This window comes from Pseudomonas sp. NFPP24 (genome assembly GCF_900112095.1).
Lineage (GTDB): Bacteria > Pseudomonadota > Gammaproteobacteria > Pseudomonadales > Pseudomonadaceae > Aquipseudomonas > Aquipseudomonas extremorientalis.
Genome location: NZ_FOKD01000014.1, coordinates 122834 through 142000, shown reverse-complemented (window position 1 = coordinate 142000; position 19167 = coordinate 122834). Strand labels below are relative to the sequence as shown.

At 60.6% G+C, this 19167-nt stretch carries 15 protein-coding genes; 10 read left to right on the top strand and 5 right to left on the bottom strand.

Going from position 1 to position 19167, the window contains the following annotated elements; genetic code table 11:
• The first annotated feature begins 61 nt into the window (after window positions 1-61).
• From der to BM026_RS25335, 3 genes are all read left to right on the top strand, one after another.
• On the top strand, window positions 62-1531 hold the full coding sequence (gene der / locus BM026_RS25345) for a ribosome biogenesis GTPase Der (protein WP_058423368.1): 1470 nt from the start codon (window positions 62-64) through the stop codon (window positions 1529-1531).
• A 128-nt stretch (window positions 1532-1659) separates the two neighbouring features.
• Entirely contained in the window at window positions 1660-2808 is a 1149-nt protein-coding gene (locus BM026_RS25340; protein WP_093513876.1) for a pyridoxal phosphate-dependent aminotransferase, read from the top strand.
• On the top strand, window positions 2796-3587 hold the full coding sequence (locus BM026_RS25335; RefSeq protein ID WP_092249200.1) for an amidohydrolase: 792 nt from the start codon (window positions 2796-2798) through the stop codon (window positions 3585-3587). The genes BM026_RS25340 and BM026_RS25335 overlap by 13 nt, the downstream gene beginning before the upstream one ends.
• 164 nt (window positions 3588-3751) lie before the next feature.
• Here BM026_RS25335 and leuA read toward each other — a convergent pair whose 3' ends face one another.
• The 4 genes from leuA to BM026_RS25310 all read right to left on the bottom strand — a co-directional run bounded on the left by leuA (window position 3752) and on the right by BM026_RS25310 (window position 8861).
• Complete coding sequence (gene leuA / locus BM026_RS25330) at window positions 3752-5431, bottom strand: 2-isopropylmalate synthase (protein ID WP_071489254.1); 1680 nt, start codon at window positions 5429-5431, stop codon at window positions 3752-3754.
• Window positions 5432-5755: 324 nt separating this feature from the next.
• On the bottom strand, window positions 5756-6577 hold the full coding sequence (locus tag BM026_RS25320) for a M23 family metallopeptidase (protein WP_071489255.1): 822 nt from the start codon (window positions 6575-6577) through the stop codon (window positions 5756-5758).
• Between the two features lie 3 nt (window positions 6578-6580).
• Window positions 6581-7960, bottom strand: coding sequence for an exodeoxyribonuclease VII large subunit (gene xseA, locus BM026_RS25315; protein WP_093513878.1), 1380 nt, complete (start codon window positions 7958-7960; stop codon window positions 6581-6583).
• A gap of 10 nt (window positions 7961-7970) precedes the next feature.
• Entirely contained in the window at window positions 7971-8861 is an 891-nt protein-coding gene (locus tag BM026_RS25310; RefSeq protein ID WP_092249195.1) for a LysR family transcriptional regulator, read from the bottom strand.
• 99 nt (window positions 8862-8960) lie between these two features.
• Here BM026_RS25310 and BM026_RS25305 point away from each other — a divergent pair, with 99 nt between their 5' ends.
• The 4 genes from BM026_RS25305 (at window position 8961) to guaA (ending at window position 13634) form a co-directional block, all read left to right on the top strand.
• Complete coding sequence (locus tag BM026_RS25305) at window positions 8961-9728, top strand: sulfite exporter TauE/SafE family protein (RefSeq protein WP_093128414.1); 768 nt, start codon at window positions 8961-8963, stop codon at window positions 9726-9728.
• 125 nt (window positions 9729-9853) lie between these two features.
• On the top strand, window positions 9854-10402 hold the full coding sequence (locus BM026_RS25300; RefSeq protein WP_093128416.1) for a sugar ABC transporter ATPase: 549 nt from the start codon (window positions 9854-9856) through the stop codon (window positions 10400-10402).
• Between the two features lie 104 nt (window positions 10403-10506).
• A complete protein-coding gene (gene guaB / locus BM026_RS25295) occupies window positions 10507-11976 on the top strand; it encodes an IMP dehydrogenase (protein ID WP_010207937.1) in 1470 nt (489 codons plus the stop codon).
• Between the two features lie 80 nt (window positions 11977-12056).
• Window positions 12057-13634: a glutamine-hydrolyzing GMP synthase gene (guaA, locus tag BM026_RS25290; RefSeq protein ID WP_092249186.1), complete on the top strand. Its 1578-nt coding sequence runs from the start codon at window positions 12057-12059 to the stop codon at window positions 13632-13634.
• 74 nt (window positions 13635-13708) lie between these two features.
• On the opposite strand, the gene treR is transcribed toward guaA, so the two are convergent.
• Complete coding sequence (gene treR, locus BM026_RS25285) at window positions 13709-14413, bottom strand: trehalose operon repressor (protein WP_093513880.1); 705 nt, start codon at window positions 14411-14413, stop codon at window positions 13709-13711.
• A gap of 237 nt (window positions 14414-14650) precedes the next feature.
• Between treR and treP the strand changes: the two genes are divergently transcribed.
• From treP to BM026_RS25270, 3 genes are all read left to right on the top strand, one after another.
• Window positions 14651-16093, top strand: coding sequence for a PTS system trehalose-specific EIIBC component (gene treP / locus BM026_RS25280; protein WP_093125001.1), 1443 nt, complete (start codon window positions 14651-14653; stop codon window positions 16091-16093).
• Window positions 16094-16210: 117 nt separating this feature from the next.
• Complete coding sequence (gene treC / locus BM026_RS25275; protein ID WP_093530477.1) at window positions 16211-17857, top strand: alpha,alpha-phosphotrehalase; 1647 nt, start codon at window positions 16211-16213, stop codon at window positions 17855-17857.
• A 69-nt stretch (window positions 17858-17926) separates the two neighbouring features.
• Complete coding sequence (locus tag BM026_RS25270; protein WP_093530475.1) at window positions 17927-19147, top strand: maltoporin; 1221 nt, start codon at window positions 17927-17929, stop codon at window positions 19145-19147.
• The last annotated feature ends 20 nt before the right edge of the window (window positions 19148-19167 follow it).

The window sequence follows — 19167 nt, the reverse complement described above, 5'->3', positions numbered from 1 at the left end:
GCACCAGCCGCTGCCCTGCAGCGGCTTTTGTATTTTCTGAAATAACGAAGTGGAGAGCCGCATGGTTCCCGTAATCGCCCTGGTGGGCCGACCTAACGTCGGCAAGTCCACCTTGTTCAACCGCCTGACCAGGACTCGCGACGCCATCGTCGGCGACTTGTCCGGTCTGACCCGTGATCGCCAATACGGTGAGGCAAAGTGGCAAGGGCGCTCCTATATTATCGTCGACACCGGTGGTATCTCCGGTGACGAGCATGGCATGGACGAAAAGATGGCCGAGCAGTCGCTGCTGGCCATTGAAGAAGCCGATGTCGTGTTGTTCCTGGTGGACGCCCGTGCGGGCTACACCGCTGCCGACCAGATGATTGGCGAGCACCTGCGCAAGCGCAACAAGCGTTCCTATCTGGTCGCGAACAAGATCGACAACATCGATCCTGAAGCTGCCCGTGCCGAATTCAGCCCGATGGGCCTGGGCGATGCGATCCCGGTCGCAGGTGCCCACGGTCGTGGTATCACCCAGATGCTGGAAATTGCCCTGCGCGATTTCCCCAAGGATGACGTCGAGGAGGAAGAGGGCGAAGAGGAAATCGTTGCCGAAGGTGAGGAAGCCAAGCGCATTCCTGGCCCGAGCGAAAAAGACGGTATCAAGATCGCTATCATCGGTCGTCCCAACGTCGGCAAGTCGACCCTGGTCAACCGCATGCTCGGTGAAGACCGGGTCATCGTCTATGACCAGCCCGGCACCACCCGCGACAGCATCTACATCCCGTTCGAACGTAACGAGGAAAAGTACACGCTGATCGATACCGCCGGTGTGCGCAAGCGCGGCAAGATCCACGAGGAAGTCGAAAAGTTCTCGGTGGTCAAAACCCTGCAGGCGATCAAAGACGCCAACGTGGTGATCTTCGTGATGGACGCCCGCGAGGGTGTGGTGGACCACGACCTCAACCTCCTGGGCTTTGCCCTGGAGGCCGGTCGTGCCCTGGTGATCGCGATCAACAAGTGGGACGGCATGACGCCGAGCGAGCGCGACTTCGTCAAGGTCGAGCTGCAACGGCGCCTGTTCTTCGTCGAGTTCGCCGACATCCACTTCATCTCGGCACTGCACGGCACCGGCGTGGGCAACCTGTACGCTTCCGTGCAGAACTCGTTCAAGTCCGCAGTGACCCGCTGGCCGACCAACCGCCTCACCCAGATCCTGGAAGATGCGGTTGGCGAGCACGCGCCGCCGATGGTCAACAACCGCCGGATCAAACTGCGTTACGCCCACTTGGGTGGTGCCAACCCGCCGATTATCGTGATTCACGGTAACCAGATCGAGAAGGTGCCGAAGTCCTATGTGCGTTACCTGGAAAACACCTACCGCCGTGTCTTGAAACTGGTCGGCACGCCGATCCGTATCGAGTTCAAGGGTGGCGAGAACCCATACGAAGGCAACAAGAACACACTGACTGACCGTCAGGTGAACAAGAAGCGTCGTTTGATGACTCACCACAAGAAGGCCGACAAGAAGCGCCGCGATAAGAAGTAACGACAGCTTCAAGTTGTCAGCTGCAAGAGAGGGCTCCTTTGGAGCCCTTTTTTGTGCCTGGTGGTTTGCCCCTTGACCTGCTTGCGGCTTGCAGCTTAAAACTTGTAGCTCACCCGAAGGGGGCTCCCATGATCACCAGCAAGCTGCCGAATGTCGGCACGACCATTTTCACCACCATGTCGCAACTCGCCGCCGAAACCGGTGCGCTGAACCTGTCCCAGGGCTTTCCGGACTTCAATGGCCCCCAGGGTTTGCTCGATGCGGTGGGCAAGCATATCGCTCTCGGGCACAACCAATACGCGCCCATGACCGGCCTGCCGGTGCTGCGCCAGCAGGTAGCCGCCAAGATCGCCCGTAGCTATGGCGCCACGGTCAATGCGGACACTGAAGTGACCATTACCCCTGGTGCTACCGAGGCGATCTTCTGTGCGATCCAGGCGGTGATTCGCCAGGGTGATGAAGTCATCGTGTTAGACCCCAGCTACGACAGCTACGAGCCTTCGGTGGAGCTGGCCGGCGGCCGTTGCGTGCACGTGCAACTGAGCCTGGATGGCTTCGCGCTGGACTTCGAGAAGATCAAGGCGGCGCTGTCACCGCGTACGCGGATGATCGTCCTCAATTCCCCACACAACCCGACCGGCGCGCTGATCAGCCGCGCCGAACTGGACCAGTTGGCCGAACTGATCCGCGACCGTGACATCTACCTGGTCAGCGATGAAGTCTACGAGCACCTGGTATTTGACGGTGTGCCCCACGTCAGTGTGCTGGCCCACGATGAGCTGTATCAGCGTGCGTTCGTGGTCAGTTCCTTCGGCAAGACTTACCACGTCACCGGTTGGAAAACCGGCTACGTCGTCGCGCCGCCGGCCCTCACCGCTGAACTGCGCAAGGTGCATCAATACGTCAATTTCTGTGGTGTAACCCCGCTGCAGTACGCATTGGCCGATTTCATGGCAGAACACCCGGAGCATGTCGACGAGTTGCCAGCGTTCTATCAGGCCAAGCGCGATCTGTTCTGCGACCTGCTGGTGCCATCGCGCTTCAGCTTCACCCCAGTGACCGGCACCTACTTCCAACTGGTGGATTACTCACAGATCCGCCCGGACCTGGATGACGTCGCCATGTCACTGTGGATGACCCGCGAGCATGGCGTGGCGACGATTCCGGTCTCGGTGTTCTACCAGACCCCACCCCAAGGCCAGCGCCTGGTGCGCCTGTGCTTTGCCAAACGCGAGGAAACGCTGCAACAAGCGGCTGAAAAACTATGCGTGATCTGAGTGCACTGCCGAACCTGAACATCGCCCTGATCCAGACCAGCCTGGCCTGGCACGACCGCCAAGCGAACCTTGAGCACTTCGAGTTATTGTTGGAACAGGCGCAAGGTGCCGACCTGATCGTATTACCGGAGATGTTCACCACCGGTTTCTCCATGGAATCCGCGACCCTCGCCGAACCCGAGAACGGCCCGACCCACCGTTGGCTACAGGCCCAGGCCGCGAAGTACAACGCCGTCATCACCGGTAGCGTGATCATCCAGGCTGCCGACGGCAGCCACCGCAACCGCCTACTGTGGGCACGGCCGGATGGCGAGGTGTTGCATTACGACAAGCGCCACCTGTTCCGCATGGCCGGCGAGCACAACCACTACACCCCCGGTGAGCGCCAGGTGCAGTTCGAAGTGAAAGGCTGGCGTATTCGCCCGTTGATTTGCTACGACCTGCGCTTCCCGGTGTGGAGCCGCGATGCCCAGGACACCGACCTGCTGCTGTACACCGCCAACTGGCCGGGGGCGCGGCGCTCGCACTGGAACCGACTGCTGCCGGCGCGGGCGATTGAAAACCTGTGCTATGTGGCGGCGGTGAATCGGGTGGGCACGGATGGGAAGGGCTTTGCCTACACCGGGGACAGCCAGGTGTTGGACTTCCAGGGCGAGACCCTGCTGAGTGCGGGGGAGGCGGATGGGGTGTTCCAGGTCAATCTGGATGCAGCAGAGCTGGCGGCGTACCGCACGCGGTTTCCGGCGAACCTGGATGCCGATACTTTCCAGTTTGTCTGACAGACCGCTATCGGGGGCAAGCCCCCTCCCACATTTTGAATGTATTCACAAATTAAAGTGTGGGAGGGGGCTTGCCCCCGATGAGGCCCTCACAGACCACAAAAAACCAAAAAAAAGGCCCCAGGACTCATATCCAGGGGCCTTTCACATTTTAAGCAGACTGCTTATGCCGCCTTCGCTGCCAACTGGCTCAACGAACGGTTCAGCGCGCTGAACAGCGCCTTGAAACTGGCCGTGGTGATGTTTTCATCAATGCCCACGCCATGTACCGGACGCTCACCGTTCACACGCAGTTCGATGTAGGCCGCCGCCTTGGCGTTGGTGCCCGCACCGATCGCATGTTCGTTGTAGTCCATGATCTCCACGCCAATCGGCAAGCCGGCCACCAACGCTTCCAGGGCGCCGTTGCCTTTGCCTTTCCAGTGCAGGTTGGTTTCGCCCTGGCCCTTGCCCGAGACTTCCACCTCGACAAAACTGTTGCCGTTTTCTTCCTGCAGGCGATGGCTGACCAGCGCATACGGGGTGTTGGCTTGCAGGTATTCGCGCTGCAGCAAGGCGTAGATCTGCGGTGCAGTCATCTCAAGGCCCACGCGGTCGGTTTCGGCCTGTACCACTTGGCTGAATTCGATCTGCATGCGACGTGGCAAGCTGATGTCGTATTCCTGTTCCAGCAGGTAGGCGATGCCGCCTTTGCCCGACTGGCTGTTCACGCGAATCACAGCCTCGTAGCTGCGACCGATGTCGGCCGGGTCGATCGGCAGGTACGGCACTTCCCACAGCGCATCGTCTTTCTGCTGGGCGAAGCCCTTGCGGATCGCGTCCTGGTGAGAGCCGGAGAACGCGGTGTGCACCAGGTCGCCGACGTACGGGTGACGTGGGTGAACCTGAATCTGGTTGCACTCTTCGACGACTTTGCGCACGCCGTCGATGTCGGAGAAGTCCAGCTGCGGGTCGAGGCCCTGGGTGTACATGTTCAGTGCCACGGTGACCAGGTCGACGTTGCCGGTACGCTCGCCGTTGCCGAACAGGCAGCCTTCGACACGGTCGGCGCCGGCCATCAGGCCCAACTCGGTAGCCGCTACGCCGGTGCCACGGTCATTGTGGGTGTGCAGGCTGATGATCACACTGTCCCGACGGTTGATATGGCGACCGAACCACTCGATCTGGTCGGCATAGATGTTCGGCGTGGCGCACTCCACAGTGGCCGGCAGGTTGAGGATCATCTTGTGCTCAGGCGTCGGGTTCCACACCTCGATCACCGCGTCACAGACTTCCTTGGCGAATTCCAGCTCGGTGGCACTGAAAGTCTCCGGGGAGTATTCGAAGGTCCACTGGGTTTCCGGCTGCTGGGCGGCGTATTTGACGAACAGCTTGGCCGCGTTGACCGCGATGGCCTTGATGCCTTCCTTGTCCTGGTTGAACACAATGCGGCGGAAGGACGGCGACGTGGCGTTGTACAGGTGCACGATGGCCTTCTTGGCGCCGCGCAGGGATTCGAAGGTGCGTGCGATCAAGTCTTCACGGCCCTGGGTCAGCACCTGGATGGTGGTGTCCTCGGGGATGTGGCCGTCTTCGATCAGGGTGCGCACGAAGTCGAAGTCGGTTTGCGAGGCAGCGGGGAACGAGGCTTCGATTTCTTTCACGCCGACGGCGACCAGGGTCTTCCAGAAACGCAGCTTTTTCACTGCGTCCATCGGCTCGATCAGCGACTGATTGCCATCACGCAGGTCGGAGCTGCACCAGATCGGCGCTTCGGTGATGGTCTTCGATGGCCAGGTGCGGTCCGGGATATCGATGGTCGGGAACGCGCGGTACTTCGAAGACGGGTCTTTGAGCATGCTCATCGGGAAATCCTTTGTTGTAGGGGCCGAGAAAAGGCGGCCTGCCGTAGAACTGTTTTTAGGGATAAAACGTAAAGACGAGGCAGATCGATTCAGCCTGGCAGTCGTGCGCTGACGAGGCACAGGCTGCGGTGCTGGCGGAGCTGAATGAGGGTGTGAGAGGTTTTCATAGGCTCAACCCTAACTGCCGGGGTGAAAGATGGCAAGCAGTCGCTAAAAATTGAGAGAACTTCTGTTATTGACCTGTGAAACGAGATTTATTGCCTGAAGATGGTCTGGCGGCTGGATTTAATTGCGCGCCCGTTGTCGAGCGCGCAATCGAGCCTTTCAGGGTTGGAACGCGCCGATAAAGATCGCCGGATCAACCCGCGCATCATTCAGGCTGACGTTCCAATGCATGTGCGGCCCGGTCGCCCGACCAGTCGAGCCGACCTTGCCCACCACTGCGCCGCGTGTGAGCTGATCGCCCACTTTCACGTCGATCTTCGACATGTGGCAGAACATGCTGATAAAGCCTTGGCCATGGTCGACGAACACGGTGTTGCCGTTGAAGAAGTAGTTGCCCACAAGAATCACTTTGCCATTGGCCGGCGTTTTGATCGGCGTACCGGCCGGCACGGCAAAGTCCAGGCCAGAATGGGGGTTGCGCTCTTCACCGTTGAAGAACCGCCGCACGCCAAACTTGCTCGACAGCGGCCCGTTCACCGGTTTGTCCAGCACCAGGTTGCTCGGCAGGTTAGGGCTGAAACTGCGGTAGGCCTTGAGCTGCACTGCCAATTCGCCTTCGATGCGCTTGAGCTGCGCCGGGTCAGGGTTTACCTGGCTTTTGTTTTTCAGGGTGATGCGCTGTTCCGGGTACTTTTTGTAGCCGACGATAAACGGCAGGTTGCGCCCGCCGCTGCTGATGCGCTCATTGCCCGGCTTGACCGTCAACGGAATACCGACAATCGCCAGCCAGGTGTCCGCTTCTTTCACCACCAATACAGGCTTGCCCTGGTACGTGGCTTTGGGCGCGGCAGCGGAAGGACCGAGTTCGACCACGGCAACCCCGCCAGGCACGGGCTTGTTGAGGGTGCGGGAAATGTAGCTGTCGGCCTGCGCGTTAAAGGCAAGGCACAGCAGCATCAACACACTGAAGAGACGTGGCATCGATCAATCCAATAACGAAAGGGTGACGGGTGTCAGGTGGTTGTCTTCCACCCGCACCTGCAATTGGCCCTCACCGAGGCGCGCGGTCAGGCGCTGGCCGGTGTGGGTCTGCGCGGCATTGCGAATAGCCTGTCCGCGCTCGTCCAGCAGGATGCTGTAGCCACGGCCCAGGGTCGCCAACGGGCTGACCACATGCAGCGTCTGCATCTGGCTTTGCAGTTGCAGGCGCCGCGCCTTGAGGCCTTCGCGCATGGCGCGGGGCAGGCGTTCGGCGAGGCTGTCCAGGCGCTGGCGCAGCAGTGCCAGTTGGCGCCCCGGGTGTTGGCCGGCAAGGCGCGTTTCCAGGCGGATCAGGCGTTCACGGCGGGTATTGAGGTTGCGCTCGAAGGCGCGGCGCAGGCGCATGTCAAGGTCGTCCAGGCGCTGGGCTTGCTGGCGCAGGCGTTCGCCGGGGTGACGCAGGCGCCGGGCCATGCCTTCCAGGCGCAGGCGGTCGTGGCTCAGGCGATTGCGCATCAGCAGCACCAGGCGGCGGTGCAGGTTTTCGACCTGGCGCACCAGGTGGCTGGCATCTGGCGCGAGCAGTTCGGCTGCGGCGGAGGGCGTAGGAGCGCGCACGTCTGCCACGAAGTCGCTGATCGACACATCGGTCTCATGCCCGACGGCGCTGACGATCGGTGTGACGCAGGCGTCCACCGCACGGGCCACGGCTTCCTCGTTGAAGCACCAGAGGTCTTCCAGCGAGCCGCCGCCACGGGCCAGGATCAGCGCATCGAAGCCACGGGCATCCGCGAGTTTCAACGCGCGCACAATCTGCGGGATCGCTTCGCGGCCTTGCACGGCGGTGGGGATCAGGGTCAGTTCAATGTTGGGCGCACGGCGGCGGAACACACTGATGATGTCGCGGATCACCGCGCCGGTCGGCGAGCTGATAATGCCGATGCGTCGAGGATGCGCCGGCAGCGGCACCTTGCGTTCGGCACTGAACAGCCCTTCGGCGCTGAGCTTTTCCTTCAGCGCATCGAACGCCAGGCGCAACGCCCCATCACCGGCCGGCTCCACGGTATCGAGGATCAGTTGGTAGTCGCCCCGTCCCTCGAACAGCGAGACCTTGCCGCGCACTTTCACCGCCAGGCCATCCTTCAGCGCCTGGCGCACCCGTGCAGCGTTGTTGCGAAACAACGCGCAACGCACCTGGGCGCCGCTGTCCTTGAGGGTGAAATACACATGACCGGAAGCCGGGCGGGCGAGGTTGGAGATCTCGCCTTCGACCCAGATATTGGTGAACACGTCTTCCAGCAGCACCCGCGCACGGCCGTTGAGCTGGCTGACAGTCAGGACTTCGCGGTCCAGGCCCAGACGGGCAAAAGGATCTTTAATCATGGGCGGCAGTTTATAGGCATTCGTGCAAGGTTTGGCAGAATTGCTCCACCAGCGCGCTCGGCGCCTGTGCGCAGGCCAACGCCACGGTGCTGAGGCAGTCCGGGTCGGCCAGGGGCAAAAAGTGCACGTTGGCGGGGGCGATGTCCTGCATGGATTTTGGTAACAAGGCAATACCGAAGCCGGCCTGGATCAGTTGCAGCTGGGTGGTCTTGCGCGACATCACTCGCGCGGCCTTGGGGAAAAATCCGGCACGCATGCACAACTCGGCTGACAGATAGCTCAAGCCGCCGCGCTGGGGATGGGGTATTGAAATAAACGCTTCGTCCTTCAATTGCCCTAGCTCGATGGGCGCCTGACTACGCGCTAACGCATGGTTGGGCGGTACGGCCAGCAACAGTTGCTCGTTATACAAAGGTAGCACCCGAACCCCCTCGCGCTGGCGCAGTACCGGCAAGCGCAGCACGCCCACCTCAAGGCGACCGTCGGCGATTTCTTCCAGCTGCGCTTCGGAGGACAGTTTGACGATATCCATCGACACCCCAGGGCAGCGTTCCAGCCAAGCGCTGATGCCCTGCAGCAAAGGGCCGCTCATCGGCACAGTGCTCGAATGGCTCAGGCGCAGCGTGCCCAGTTCGCCATTGCCCACTTGGGTCGCCAGTTCGCTGGCCTTGAGTAGTTCACTCAGCAGGTTGCGGGCCCGCGGATAAAAGGCCTCACCTGCGGCCGTAAGGCGCGGTTGACGTGCGGTGCGCTCGAACAACGGGGTTTTCAGCTGGGTCTCCAGCTCCTTGATCTGTCGGCTCAAGGCTGACTGCGCCACAAACAGGCGCTCGGCGGCGGCACTGAAGCTGCCGCTGTCGGCGATTTCGACGAAGTACCGCAGTTGGCGGGTGGATATCACACGTCATGCCTTTTCGAGATAGGTAGAGGGTTTCGAAGATATTAGTCGCATCCCTCACCGATGGCTAAAGTGATGGCCATCTCTTGCAAGGAATACCCCATGAGCCCGGTTGAGCTGATGAGTCAGTGGTCGTTTGGCGGGATGGATTGGCTGGTGATCGGCCTGGGCATCGTCGTGGCCTATATCGTGTTCGGTATCGCGGGATTTGGCACCGCGTTGGTGGCGGGGCCGCTGCTGATCCTGTTCATGCCGTTGTCGAAGATCATCCCGCTGTTGGTGTTGCTGGATTTTGTCGCGGCGTTTGGCAACCTGCTGCAGTCGCGGCGCGATGTGAACAAGCCGGAGCTGCTGCGCTTGCTGCCGTGCATGGCGATTGGCTGCACACTTGGCGTGGTGTTTTTGCTCAACCTGCATTCGGACCTTTTGCTGTTGTTGATGGGCCTGTTTATCAGTGCCTATGCGATCTATAGCCTGGCGGTGAAGGCGCGGCCGACGCAGCTCGCTGCCAGGTGGTCAATACCCATGGGCACGGTGGGCGGATTGTTTGGTGCGTTGTTTGGCAGTGGCGGCTTTCTCTATGCGATCTATCTGAATAGCCGTCTCCCCAAAGACGCGGCGCGCGCCACCCAGAGTGCGTTGATCAGTTGCAGCACGGTGGTGCGCTTGAGCCTGTTCCTGATTGCCGGGGTGTACGCGGACCTGCCGCTGCTGATGTTGGCGCTTTGCCTGTTGCCGGCGATGGCCATGGGGCTGTGGTGTGGGCGCCGGTTGACGATGCGTATGTCGCGTGAGGCGTTTGTGCGGTTGGTGACGTGGTTGGTGCTGGCCAGCGGTATTGCATTGATCGGGCGGTATTTGAGTACTTGACCTGTTTTTTTCAGGGATTAAGCTGCCTGCCTTCACGGCCTCTTCGGGGGCAAGCCCTCACCCGCCCCAAAATGTGAGAGGGGGCTTGCTCCCGATGACGCCAGACGCCACACCGCAGGACTCCCATGAATTCCCAAAGCATCCTTGTCCCGAAAATCTCCACCTTGCCCGTCCACGAACCCCGCGCCCGGGCGATCGTGCGCTGGTTGGTGCGCAAGAACATCATCAAGGAAGAGCTGACCACCTGTGGCCGCACCGGCAACCGCATGGGCTACGCCCTGGCCGATGGCGCACGCGCCGTGGTGCTTTACCCGCAGGCACTGCCGTTCAACGAGCCGATCAATGGCCTGGAGATCATCTACAAGCGCTGCATCTACACGCCGGCCAAGGGCTTTCTCGAAGAAGCCGGTTGCCCGCAATGCCGCAAGGAAGTCGGCGAAGCGCTGTTCGAAAGCCTGGAAGACTGGATGCCCGGCCACACCGACAACTTCACCTGCCCGCTGTGTGGGTATGAAGACGACATCAACGGGTTCCTGTTCCTGCAGGAGTGCGGGTTTTCCAACCTGGGATTTATCTTCAACAACTGGGCGGAGGCAGGGTTCAAGCAAAGTTTTATCGACGAATTCGCCGATTGGCTGGACCAGAAGATGAGTTGGGTCAAAGTCGAGTTGTAACCCTTCTATCAGTATTCCCAAGTTTGTCAGAGTTTTACATTGAGCCCGACAGGGTGCATGTATATAATGGCGCGCTTCCATTTTCCCGCTCGGGAGCCCCCGCGATGCTGCGTATCAGCCAAGAAGCTCTGACATTCGACGACATTCTCCTAGTGCCCGGTTATTCCGAGGTGCTTCCTAACGAAGTCAGTCTCAAGACCCGCCTAACCCGTGGCATCGAGCTGAATATTCCCCTGGTTTCCGCTGCCATGGACACCGTCACCGAAGCCCGTCTGGCCATCGCCATGGCTCAGGAAGGCGGCATCGGCATCATCCACAAGAACATGACCATCGAGCAGCAGGCTGCCGAAGTGCGCAAGGTCAAGCGTTACGAAGCCGGCGTGGTGAAAGATCCGATCACCATCGAAGCCGACGCCACCGTGCGCGACCTGTTCGACCTGACCCGCCTGCACAACATCTCCGGCGTTCCGGTACTGCACGATGGCGACCTGGTTGGCATCGTCACTTCCCGTGACGTACGTTTCGAGAACCGTCTTGAAGTCACCGTCCGTGAAGTGATGACGCCCAAAGAGCGTCTGGTCACTGTCAAGGAAGGCGCCGACAAGAACGATGTGCGCGAGCTGCTCCACAAGCACCGCATCGAGCGCGTGCTGATCGTCGACGACAAATTCGCCCTCAAAGGCATGATGACCGTCAACGACATCGAAAAAGCCAAGGCTTACCCGCTGGCCAGCAAGGACGATCAAGGTCGTCTGCGCGTTGGTGCCGCCGTCGGTACCGGTAAAGACACCGGCGACCGTGTTTCGGCCCTGGTCGCTGCCGGCGTTGACGTGGTGGTGGTCGACACGGCCCACGGCCACTCCAAAGGCGTGATCGACCGCGTGCGCTGGGTCAAGCAGAACTTCCCTGAAGTACAGGTGATCGGCGGCAACATCGCCACCGGCGCAGCCGCCAAGGCCCTGGCCGAAGCGGGCGCCGATGCGGTCAAGGTCGGTATCGGCCCTGGCTCGATCTGCACCACCCGTATCGTCGCCGGTGTCGGCGTGCCGCAAATCAGCGCCATCGCCAACGTCGCCGCAGCCCTTGAAGGCACCGGCGTTCCGTTGATCGCCGACGGCGGCATCCGTTTCTCCGGTGACCTGTCCAAGGCCATCGTAGCCGGTGCTTCCTGCGTGATGATGGGCTCGATGTTCGCCGGTACCGAAGAAGCGCCAGGCGAGATCGAACTGTTCCAGGGTCGTTCCTACAAGGCTTACCGTGGCATGGGTTCGCTGGGCGCCATGTCCCAGGCGCAAGGTTCTTCCGACCGTTACTTCCAGGACTCCTCGGCAGGCGCCGAGAAGCTCGTCCCGGAAGGCATCGAGGGCCGTGTTCCTTACAAAGGCACCCTGAGCGCGATCATCCATCAACTGATGGGCGGCCTGCGTTCCTCGATGGGCTACACCGGCAGCGCCGACATCGAAGAAATGCGCACCAAGCCAGAGTTCGTACGGATCACCGGCGCCGGCATGGCTGAATCCCATGTCCACGACGTGCAGATCACCAAGGAAGCGCCAAACTACCGCGTAGGTTGAGGCTTCCAGCAAAATGTTAAGTAACCGGGGCTGTTCTTCAGCCCCGAGTTGTTTCTGATTCATTAGACGAGACTGACTTCATGGCCCTCGACATTCACGCCCACCGCATCCTGATCCTCGATTTCGGTTCCCAGTACACCCAGCTGATCGCCCGCCGCGTGCGCGAAATCGGCGTGTACTGCGAACTGCATCCGTTCGACATGGACGACGAAGCGATCCGCGAATTCGCACCGAAAGGCGTCATCCTCGCCGGTGGCCCAGAGTCTGTGCACGAAGCCAACAGCCCGCGTTGCCCGCAAGCGGTATTCGACCTGGGCGTACCGGTCTTCGGTATCTGCTACGGCATGCAGACCATGGCCGAGCAACTGGGCGGCAAGGTTGAAGGTTCCGAGCTGCGTGAATTCGGTTATGCCCGTGTCGACGTGGTCGGCAAGAGCCGCCTGCTGGACGGCATCGAAGACCACGTCGACGCCGACGGCCTGTTCGGCCTCGACGTATGGATGAGCCATGGTGACAAGGTCACCAAAATGCCGCAGGACTTCCACATCCTGGCCAGCACCCCGAGCTGCCCGATCGCCGGCATGTTCAGCGACGAGCGCCGCTACTACGGCGTGCAGTTCCACCCGGAAGTGACCCACACCAAGCAAGGCGGGCGCATCCTGTCGCGCTTCATCCTCGACATCTGCGAGTGTGAGGCCCTGTGGACCCCGTCCAAGATTGCTGAAGATGCCATCGCCCAGGTTCGCGCCCAGGTCGGCACCGATAACGTCCTGCTCGGCCTGTCCGGCGGTGTTGACTCCTCCGTGGTCGCAGCCCTGCTGCACAAAGCCATCGGCGACCAGCTGACTTGCGTATTCGTCGACAACGGCCTGCTGCGCCTGCACGAAGGCGAGCAGGTGATGGCCATGTTCGCCGAGAACATGGGCGTCAAGGTGATCCGCGCCAACGCCGAGGACCAGTTCCTCAACAACCTGGCCGGCGAGTCCGACCCGGAGAAGAAGCGCAAGATCATCGGTCGTACCTTCATCGACGTGTTCGATGCCCAGTCCAGCAAACTGGACAACATCAAGTACCTCGCCCAGGGCACCATCTACCCCGACGTGATCGAGTCGGCCGGCGCCAAGAGCGGCAAGGCCCACGTGATCAAGTCCCACCACAACGTGGGTGGCCTGCCGGAGGAAATGAACCTCAAGCTGGTCGAACCGCTGCGCGAACTGTTCAAGGACGAAGTCCGCCGCTTGGGCCTGGAACTGGGCCTGCCGTACGACATGGTCTACCGCCACCCATTCCCGGGCCCGGGCCTGGGCGTGCGGATCCTCGGTGAAGTGAAGAAGGAATACGCCGACCTGCTGCGTCGCGCCGACCACATCTTTATCGAAGAACTGCGCAAGGCCGACTGGTACCACAAAGTCAGCCAGGCGTTCGTGGTGTTCCAGCCGGTGAAATCGGTTGGCGTGGTCGGTGACGGCCGTCGTTACGCATGGGTCGTGGCCCTGCGTGCGGTGGAAACCATCGACTTCATGACCGCCCGTTGGGCGCACCTGCCATACGAACTGCTGGAGACCGTCAGTGGCCGTATTATCAATGAGATCGAAGGCATTTCGCGCGTGACGTATGACGTGTCGAGCAAGCCGCCGGCGACGATTGAGTGGGAGTGATCCTGCGGTAGCAGGTGAGCGTTGAATAACAAAACCCCGGTCATGTGCCGGGGTTTTGTGCTTTTGGTGTTTGTTTACCGCCGCGCAATATCCGAAAAGTAAAACTTATCCAACGTATGCCGCGACTCGGTGTACTCGAACTGCCGCCCGTCCTGCAAAAACGTCTGGTTACTTACCACTATCACATGGCTCTGACCTTCGAGGTCGAGGTGTGTCTGGTCGTCCTTGCCGCGCGGCAGGGCTTCGATGGTGCGTTGGGCGTAGGCGATTTGCAGCTGCAACGTCTGTTCGATAAACGCGTAGATCGACTGCTCGGCAATCGAGCGGTCCAGGCCGGGGATCACGTCGGCCACGAAGTGGTTGATGTCGAGGATCACCCGTTTGCCACCGATGCGCCGTACCCGTTTGATGCGGGTGATCAGGGTGCCGGGTTCGGCTTCGATGTGTTGCAGCAGTGAGCCTTCCAGTGGGAACTGAGTGAATTCGACCACTTCGGTGCGTACGTCGTCGCCCAGGTCGGCATGGGTTTCGTGGAAGCTGACGATGCCGCCCAATTGGAACTCGATCGGGTTGGGCGACAACACGAACGTGCCCTTGCCGTGGATCTTTTGCGCAAACCCGCGCTCCTGCAACTGCTCGATGGCGCGACGCACGGTGCCTCGGCTGGCCTGGTAGCTGTCCATCAGTTCGGTTTCGGAGGGGAGGCGCGTGCCGCGTTGCAGGCGTTCAGTGGTGATGCTGGCAAGCAGATCCGTATAGATCTGGTTGTATTTGCTCATGGGGATGGCTCTTTGCCGGGGTTGCGGTCAAGGCAGGAACCTTAGTGGCAGAGAGGCGGTTTGTCCATTAGACCCTTGGTTCATGCGGCTTGCAGCGACGCGCTGTCCTACAAAAGATAAACAATATGTAACTCGTACAGACGAGTTGTTGCTTTAACTCGTACAGACGAGTACTTTTGCCCTCGGCGTGCTGCCAATGACTGCCCCCAATAAAAAAAACCAAAGTGGAACCCAAGCATGAGCCACGACTATTCCAATATCGCCCGCGAGATTCTCGAGAACCTCGGGGGCAGCGACAACCTTGAGCAAGCTGCCCACTGTGTGACCCGTCTGCGCCTGGCGCTCAAGGACCCGAGCCTGGTCAACAGCAGCGCGCTGAACCAGGTGGATCTGGTCAAGGGCTCGTTCTTTACCGGCGGTCTGTTCCAGGTGGTGATCGGCCCCGGCGAAGTGGAGAAGGTCTACGCCGCCCTGCGTGAACAGACCGGCCTCGCCGCCGCGACCATCGCCGACGTGAAGAAGAAGGGCGCCGACAAGACCAACGCCATGCAGCGCCTGGTGCGGGTGTTCTCCGATGTGTTCATGCCGATTCTGCCCGCGCTGATCATCGCCGGCCTGTTGATGGGCGTGAACAACCTGATGGGCGCCAAGGGCATGTTCATCGAGGGCAAGACGCTGCTGGAGGCTTATCCGGACCTGGATGGCCTGTGGAGCCTGATCAACCTGATGGCCAACACCTCGTTTGTGTTCCTGCCGGCCCTGGTGGGCTGGTCGGCGGCCAAGCGGTTTGGCGGCAGCGAAATCCTCGGCATCGTGCTCGGCCTGATGCTGGTGCACCCGGACCTGCTCAACGCCTGGAACTACGGCAAGGCGGTGGCTGGTCTCGACGGCCAGAGCCTGCCGTACTTCGATATCTTCGGTTGGTTCAAGATTGAAAAAGTCGGTTACCAGGGGCAGATCCTGCCGATCCTGATGGCGGCCTACGTGATGAGCGTCATCGAGAAATGGCTGCGGGCGCGGGTGCCCAACGCGATTCAACTGCTGGTCGTGCCGATCACCACCATCGTCGTGACCGGCGTGCTGGCCCTGGCCATCATCGGCCCGGTGACCCGTCACCTCGGCATCCTGATCACCGAAGGCGTGGTCACCCTGTTTGACCTGGCGCCGATGGTCGGCGGGGCGATTTTCGGCCTGCTGTATGCGCCGCTGGTGATCACCGGCATGCACCACATGTTCCTCGCCGTGGACCTGCAACTGATCTCCACCCAGGGCGGCACTTTCATCTGGCCGATGATCGTCATGTCCAACCTGGCCCAGGGCAGCGCCGCGCTCGCGGTGTTCTACACCACCCGTAATGCACGGGACAAAAGCATGGCCTCGACCTCGGCAATTTCCGCGTACTTCGGCATCACTGAACCTGCGATGTTTGGCGTGAACCTGCGCTTCAAGTTCCCGTTCTATGCAGCGCTGCTCGGCTCGGCGCTGGGCAGCATTTTCCTGTCGCTGAACAAGGTGCAGGCGTCGGCCATCGGCGTCGGTGGCTTGCCTGGATTCATTTCGATCATTCCGCAGTACATCCCCAGCTTTGTTATCGGGATGGTCATCGCGATCGTGGTGCCGTTTGTCCTGACCTGTGCGTTGAGCATGAAAATTGTTCGGCCTGGATATCGCGTCGCCTGAACCATCGCAATCGGGGCAAGCCCCCTCCCACATTGAAACGCATTTCAAATGTGGGAGGGGACTTGCCCCCGATGAGGCCCGAAAGGCCTGCACAGCAATCAACTGAAGGAACCCACCATGCAAGACTGGCAACACTCGGTGATCTACCAGATCTACCCCAAAAGCTTCCACAGTCACGCGGGTAACGCCACCGGTGACCTGCTGGGCATCGTGGACAAGCTCGACTACCTCAAATGGCTGGGCGTGGACTGCCTGTGGATCACTCCATTCCTGCGCTCGCCGCAACGCGACAACGGCTACGACATCAGCGACTACTACGCCATCGACCCCAGCTACGGGACCATGGCCGACTGCGACCTGCTGATCAGCGAAGCGGCCAAGCGCGGCATCAAGCTGATGCTCGACATCGTGGTCAACCACACCTCCATCGAGCACGAATGGTTCCAGCAGGCACGCAGCAGCCTGGACAATCCGTACCGCGACTTCTACATCTGGCGCGACCAGCCGAACAACTGGGAGTCCAAGTTCGGCGGCTCGGCCTGGGAATACGAGGCGCAAACCGGCCAGTACTTCCTGCACCTGTTCGACCACACCCAGGCCGACCTGAATTGGGACAACCCCAAGGTGCGCGCCGAGGTGTTCAAGCTGATGCGCTTCTGGCGCGACAAGGGCGTGGGCGGTTTCCGCCTGGATGTGATCAACCTGATCTCCAAGCCCGCCGATTTCCCCGAGGACACCAGCGACGGCCGCCGTTTCTACACCGACGGCCCGAACGTGCATGAATACCTGCAGGAAATGCACCGCGAAGTCTTCGAGGGACATGACCTGATCAATGTCGGCGAGATGTCGTCCACCAGCCTCGAGCACTGCATTCGCTACTCCAATCCCGCGTCGAAAGAACTGTCGATGACCTTCAACTTTCATCACCTGAAAGTCGATTACCCGAACCTGCAGAAGTGGGTGAAGGCTGACTTCGACTTCCTGCAGCTCAAGCAGATCTTCTCTGACTGGCAGCTGGGCATGCAGGCCGGTGGCGGCTGGAACGCGCTGTTCTGGTGCAACCACGACCAGCCGCGGGTGGTCTCGCGTTTCGGCAATGACGGTGAACATCGCGCGGTCTCGGCCAAGATGCTCGCCACCGCGCTGCACTTTCTCCAGGGCACGCCGTATGTGTACCAGGGCGAAGAACTGGGCATGACCAATCCGGGCTTTGACCGGATCGAACAGTACCGCGATGTGGAGACCCTGAACATCTTCCGACTCAAGCGTGATGCGGGGGAATCCGAGGCGTCGAGCATGGCGGCGATCATGCAGAAGTCCCGCGATAACGGCCGTACGCCGATGCAGTGGAATGCCGACAGGAATGCCGGTTTCAGCAGCGGAGAACCCTGGATCGGCATTCCGGCCAATGCCTCCATCATCAACGTCGAAAGCCAACGGGATGACCCCGAGTCCGTGCTGCATCACTACCGCGCATTGATTGCGTTGCGCCGTCATGAACCGCTGATCCAGGAAGGTATTTATCGCGAGCTGCTGCAAGGCCACTCGCAAGTCTGGGCGTACCTGCGCGAAGGCCATGGCGAACGCCTGCTGGTGCTGAACAACTTCTACGGCACGCCCTGCGAAATCCAACTGCCGGACAACGTGATCAACCAGGCGACTGAACAACGCCTGCTGATCAGTAACTACCCCGACTGCCCGGCGCGAACGGGCACGGTTGCATTACGCCCTTACGAATCGTTCGTGCTGCACCTCAAGGACTGAGACCCGCTGTAACCCCGTGTGGGAGCACGGGGCGCTGCAAAAAACATAATAAAAATATCGGAGTGCTTTATGAAAACAACAATAAAGCTGGGCCTCGTTGCGTCTTGTCTAAGCCTGCCTCTTGGCGTTCAAGCCTTGGAATTTGCGGGTTACGTGCGCAGTGGCGCGGGGACGTCGACGGGCAGTGGCCCACAGCAGTGTTTCCAATTACCCGGGGCGCAAACCAAATACCGTCTGGGCAACGAGTGCGAGCAGTACGCCGAACTGGAGTTGCGCCAGGACCTGCTCACCCTCGACGACGGCTCGGTGCTCAGCGTCGATGCCATGGCATCGCTCTACAACAAGTACGACCGCGCGCTGAAGTTCCAGGGCGAAAACAACGGCACCGCGCGCATGCCGCAGATGTATGCGCAGTGGTCCAACCTGCCAGCCCTTAATGGCGGTTCGCTGTGGGCCGGCCGGCGTTACTACAAACGTAACGACATCCATATCTCTGACTTCTACTACTGGAACCAGAGCGCCACGGGCGGTGGTATCGAGGACGTGCTGATCGGCGACCTCAAGTACAGCTATGCCATTTCCCGCAAGGACAACCTGTACCAGAAGGAATACTCCACCCGTCACGACTTCAACGTCGCGGGCTTCAAGACCAACCCTGGCGGCGAGCTGGAACTGGGCCTGAGCTACATCGAAAAAGCCGGCGGGCGCGACACCAACAGCGGTTGGGCGCTCACCGCGCAGCACGTGCAAAAACCTTTCCTGGGCGGCAAGAACAAGTTCGCCTTGCAGTACGGCGAAGGCCCCGGCACCGGCCTGGGTTACACCGGCAATACCTTGCTGGACAAGAGCAGCAAAAGTTACCGCGCCGTGGAGTTTTTCGATTGGCAGGTGACCCCGCGTTTCGGTGGGCAGATCGAAGCGGTATACCAGAAGGATATTCGTCCGGGCAGCCAGGACCAGACCTGGATGTCCCTCGGTGTGCGTCCGGCGTACGCCATCAGCGAACAGTTCAAACTGGTCGCCGAGCTTGGGCATGATCAGGTCGAGGCTACGGGCGGGACGCGCAAACTGAGCAAATTCACCTTCGCTCCGACCTGGTCGCCCAAAGGCCCGGATTTCTGGGCGCGGCCGGAGGTGCGCTTGTACTACACCTATGCCACCTGGAACGAAGCGGCCAAACGTGCGGCGAATGAATTGGCGGCGGGGTCGGCGTTGTCCGATACCGGCTCGTATGGCACGGCGCGGCATGGGTCGAACGTTGGTGTGCAGGTTGAGTATTGGTGGAAGTGACCCTTCCTCCGCTCAATGAT

Bases quoted from the DNA above. Each gene is read 5' to 3' on its own strand.
- BM026_RS25270 (WP_093530475.1), top strand. From the start codon at position 17,927: ATGAAAACAACAATAAAGCTGGGCCTCGTTGCGTCTTGTCTAAGCCTG.
- BM026_RS25340 (WP_093513876.1), top strand. From the start codon at position 1,660: ATGATCACCAGCAAGCTGCCGAATGTCGGCACGACCATTTTCACCACC.
- treP (WP_093125001.1), top strand. From the start codon at position 14,651: ATGAGCCACGACTATTCCAATATCGCCCGCGAGATTCTCGAGAACCTC.
- guaA (WP_092249186.1), top strand. From the start codon at position 12,057: ATGGCCCTCGACATTCACGCCCACCGCATCCTGATCCTCGATTTCGGT.
- treR (WP_093513880.1), bottom strand. From the start codon at position 14,413: ATGAGCAAATACAACCAGATCTATACGGATCTGCTTGCCAGCATCACC.
- der (WP_058423368.1), top strand. From the start codon at position 62: ATGGTTCCCGTAATCGCCCTGGTGGGCCGACCTAACGTCGGCAAGTCC.
- BM026_RS25320 (WP_071489255.1), bottom strand. From the start codon at position 6,577: ATGCCACGTCTCTTCAGTGTGTTGATGCTGCTGTGCCTTGCCTTTAAC.
- guaB (WP_010207937.1), top strand. From the start codon at position 10,507: ATGCTGCGTATCAGCCAAGAAGCTCTGACATTCGACGACATTCTCCTA.
- treC (WP_093530477.1), top strand. From the start codon at position 16,211: ATGCAAGACTGGCAACACTCGGTGATCTACCAGATCTACCCCAAAAGC.
- BM026_RS25305 (WP_093128414.1), top strand. From the start codon at position 8,961: ATGAGCCCGGTTGAGCTGATGAGTCAGTGGTCGTTTGGCGGGATGGAT.
- BM026_RS25335 (WP_092249200.1), top strand. From the start codon at position 2,796: ATGCGTGATCTGAGTGCACTGCCGAACCTGAACATCGCCCTGATCCAG.
- xseA (WP_093513878.1), bottom strand. From the start codon at position 7,960: ATGATTAAAGATCCTTTTGCCCGTCTGGGCCTGGACCGCGAAGTCCTG.
- BM026_RS25300 (WP_093128416.1), top strand. From the start codon at position 9,854: ATGAATTCCCAAAGCATCCTTGTCCCGAAAATCTCCACCTTGCCCGTC.
- leuA (WP_071489254.1), bottom strand. From the start codon at position 5,431: ATGAGCATGCTCAAAGACCCGTCTTCGAAGTACCGCGCGTTCCCGACC.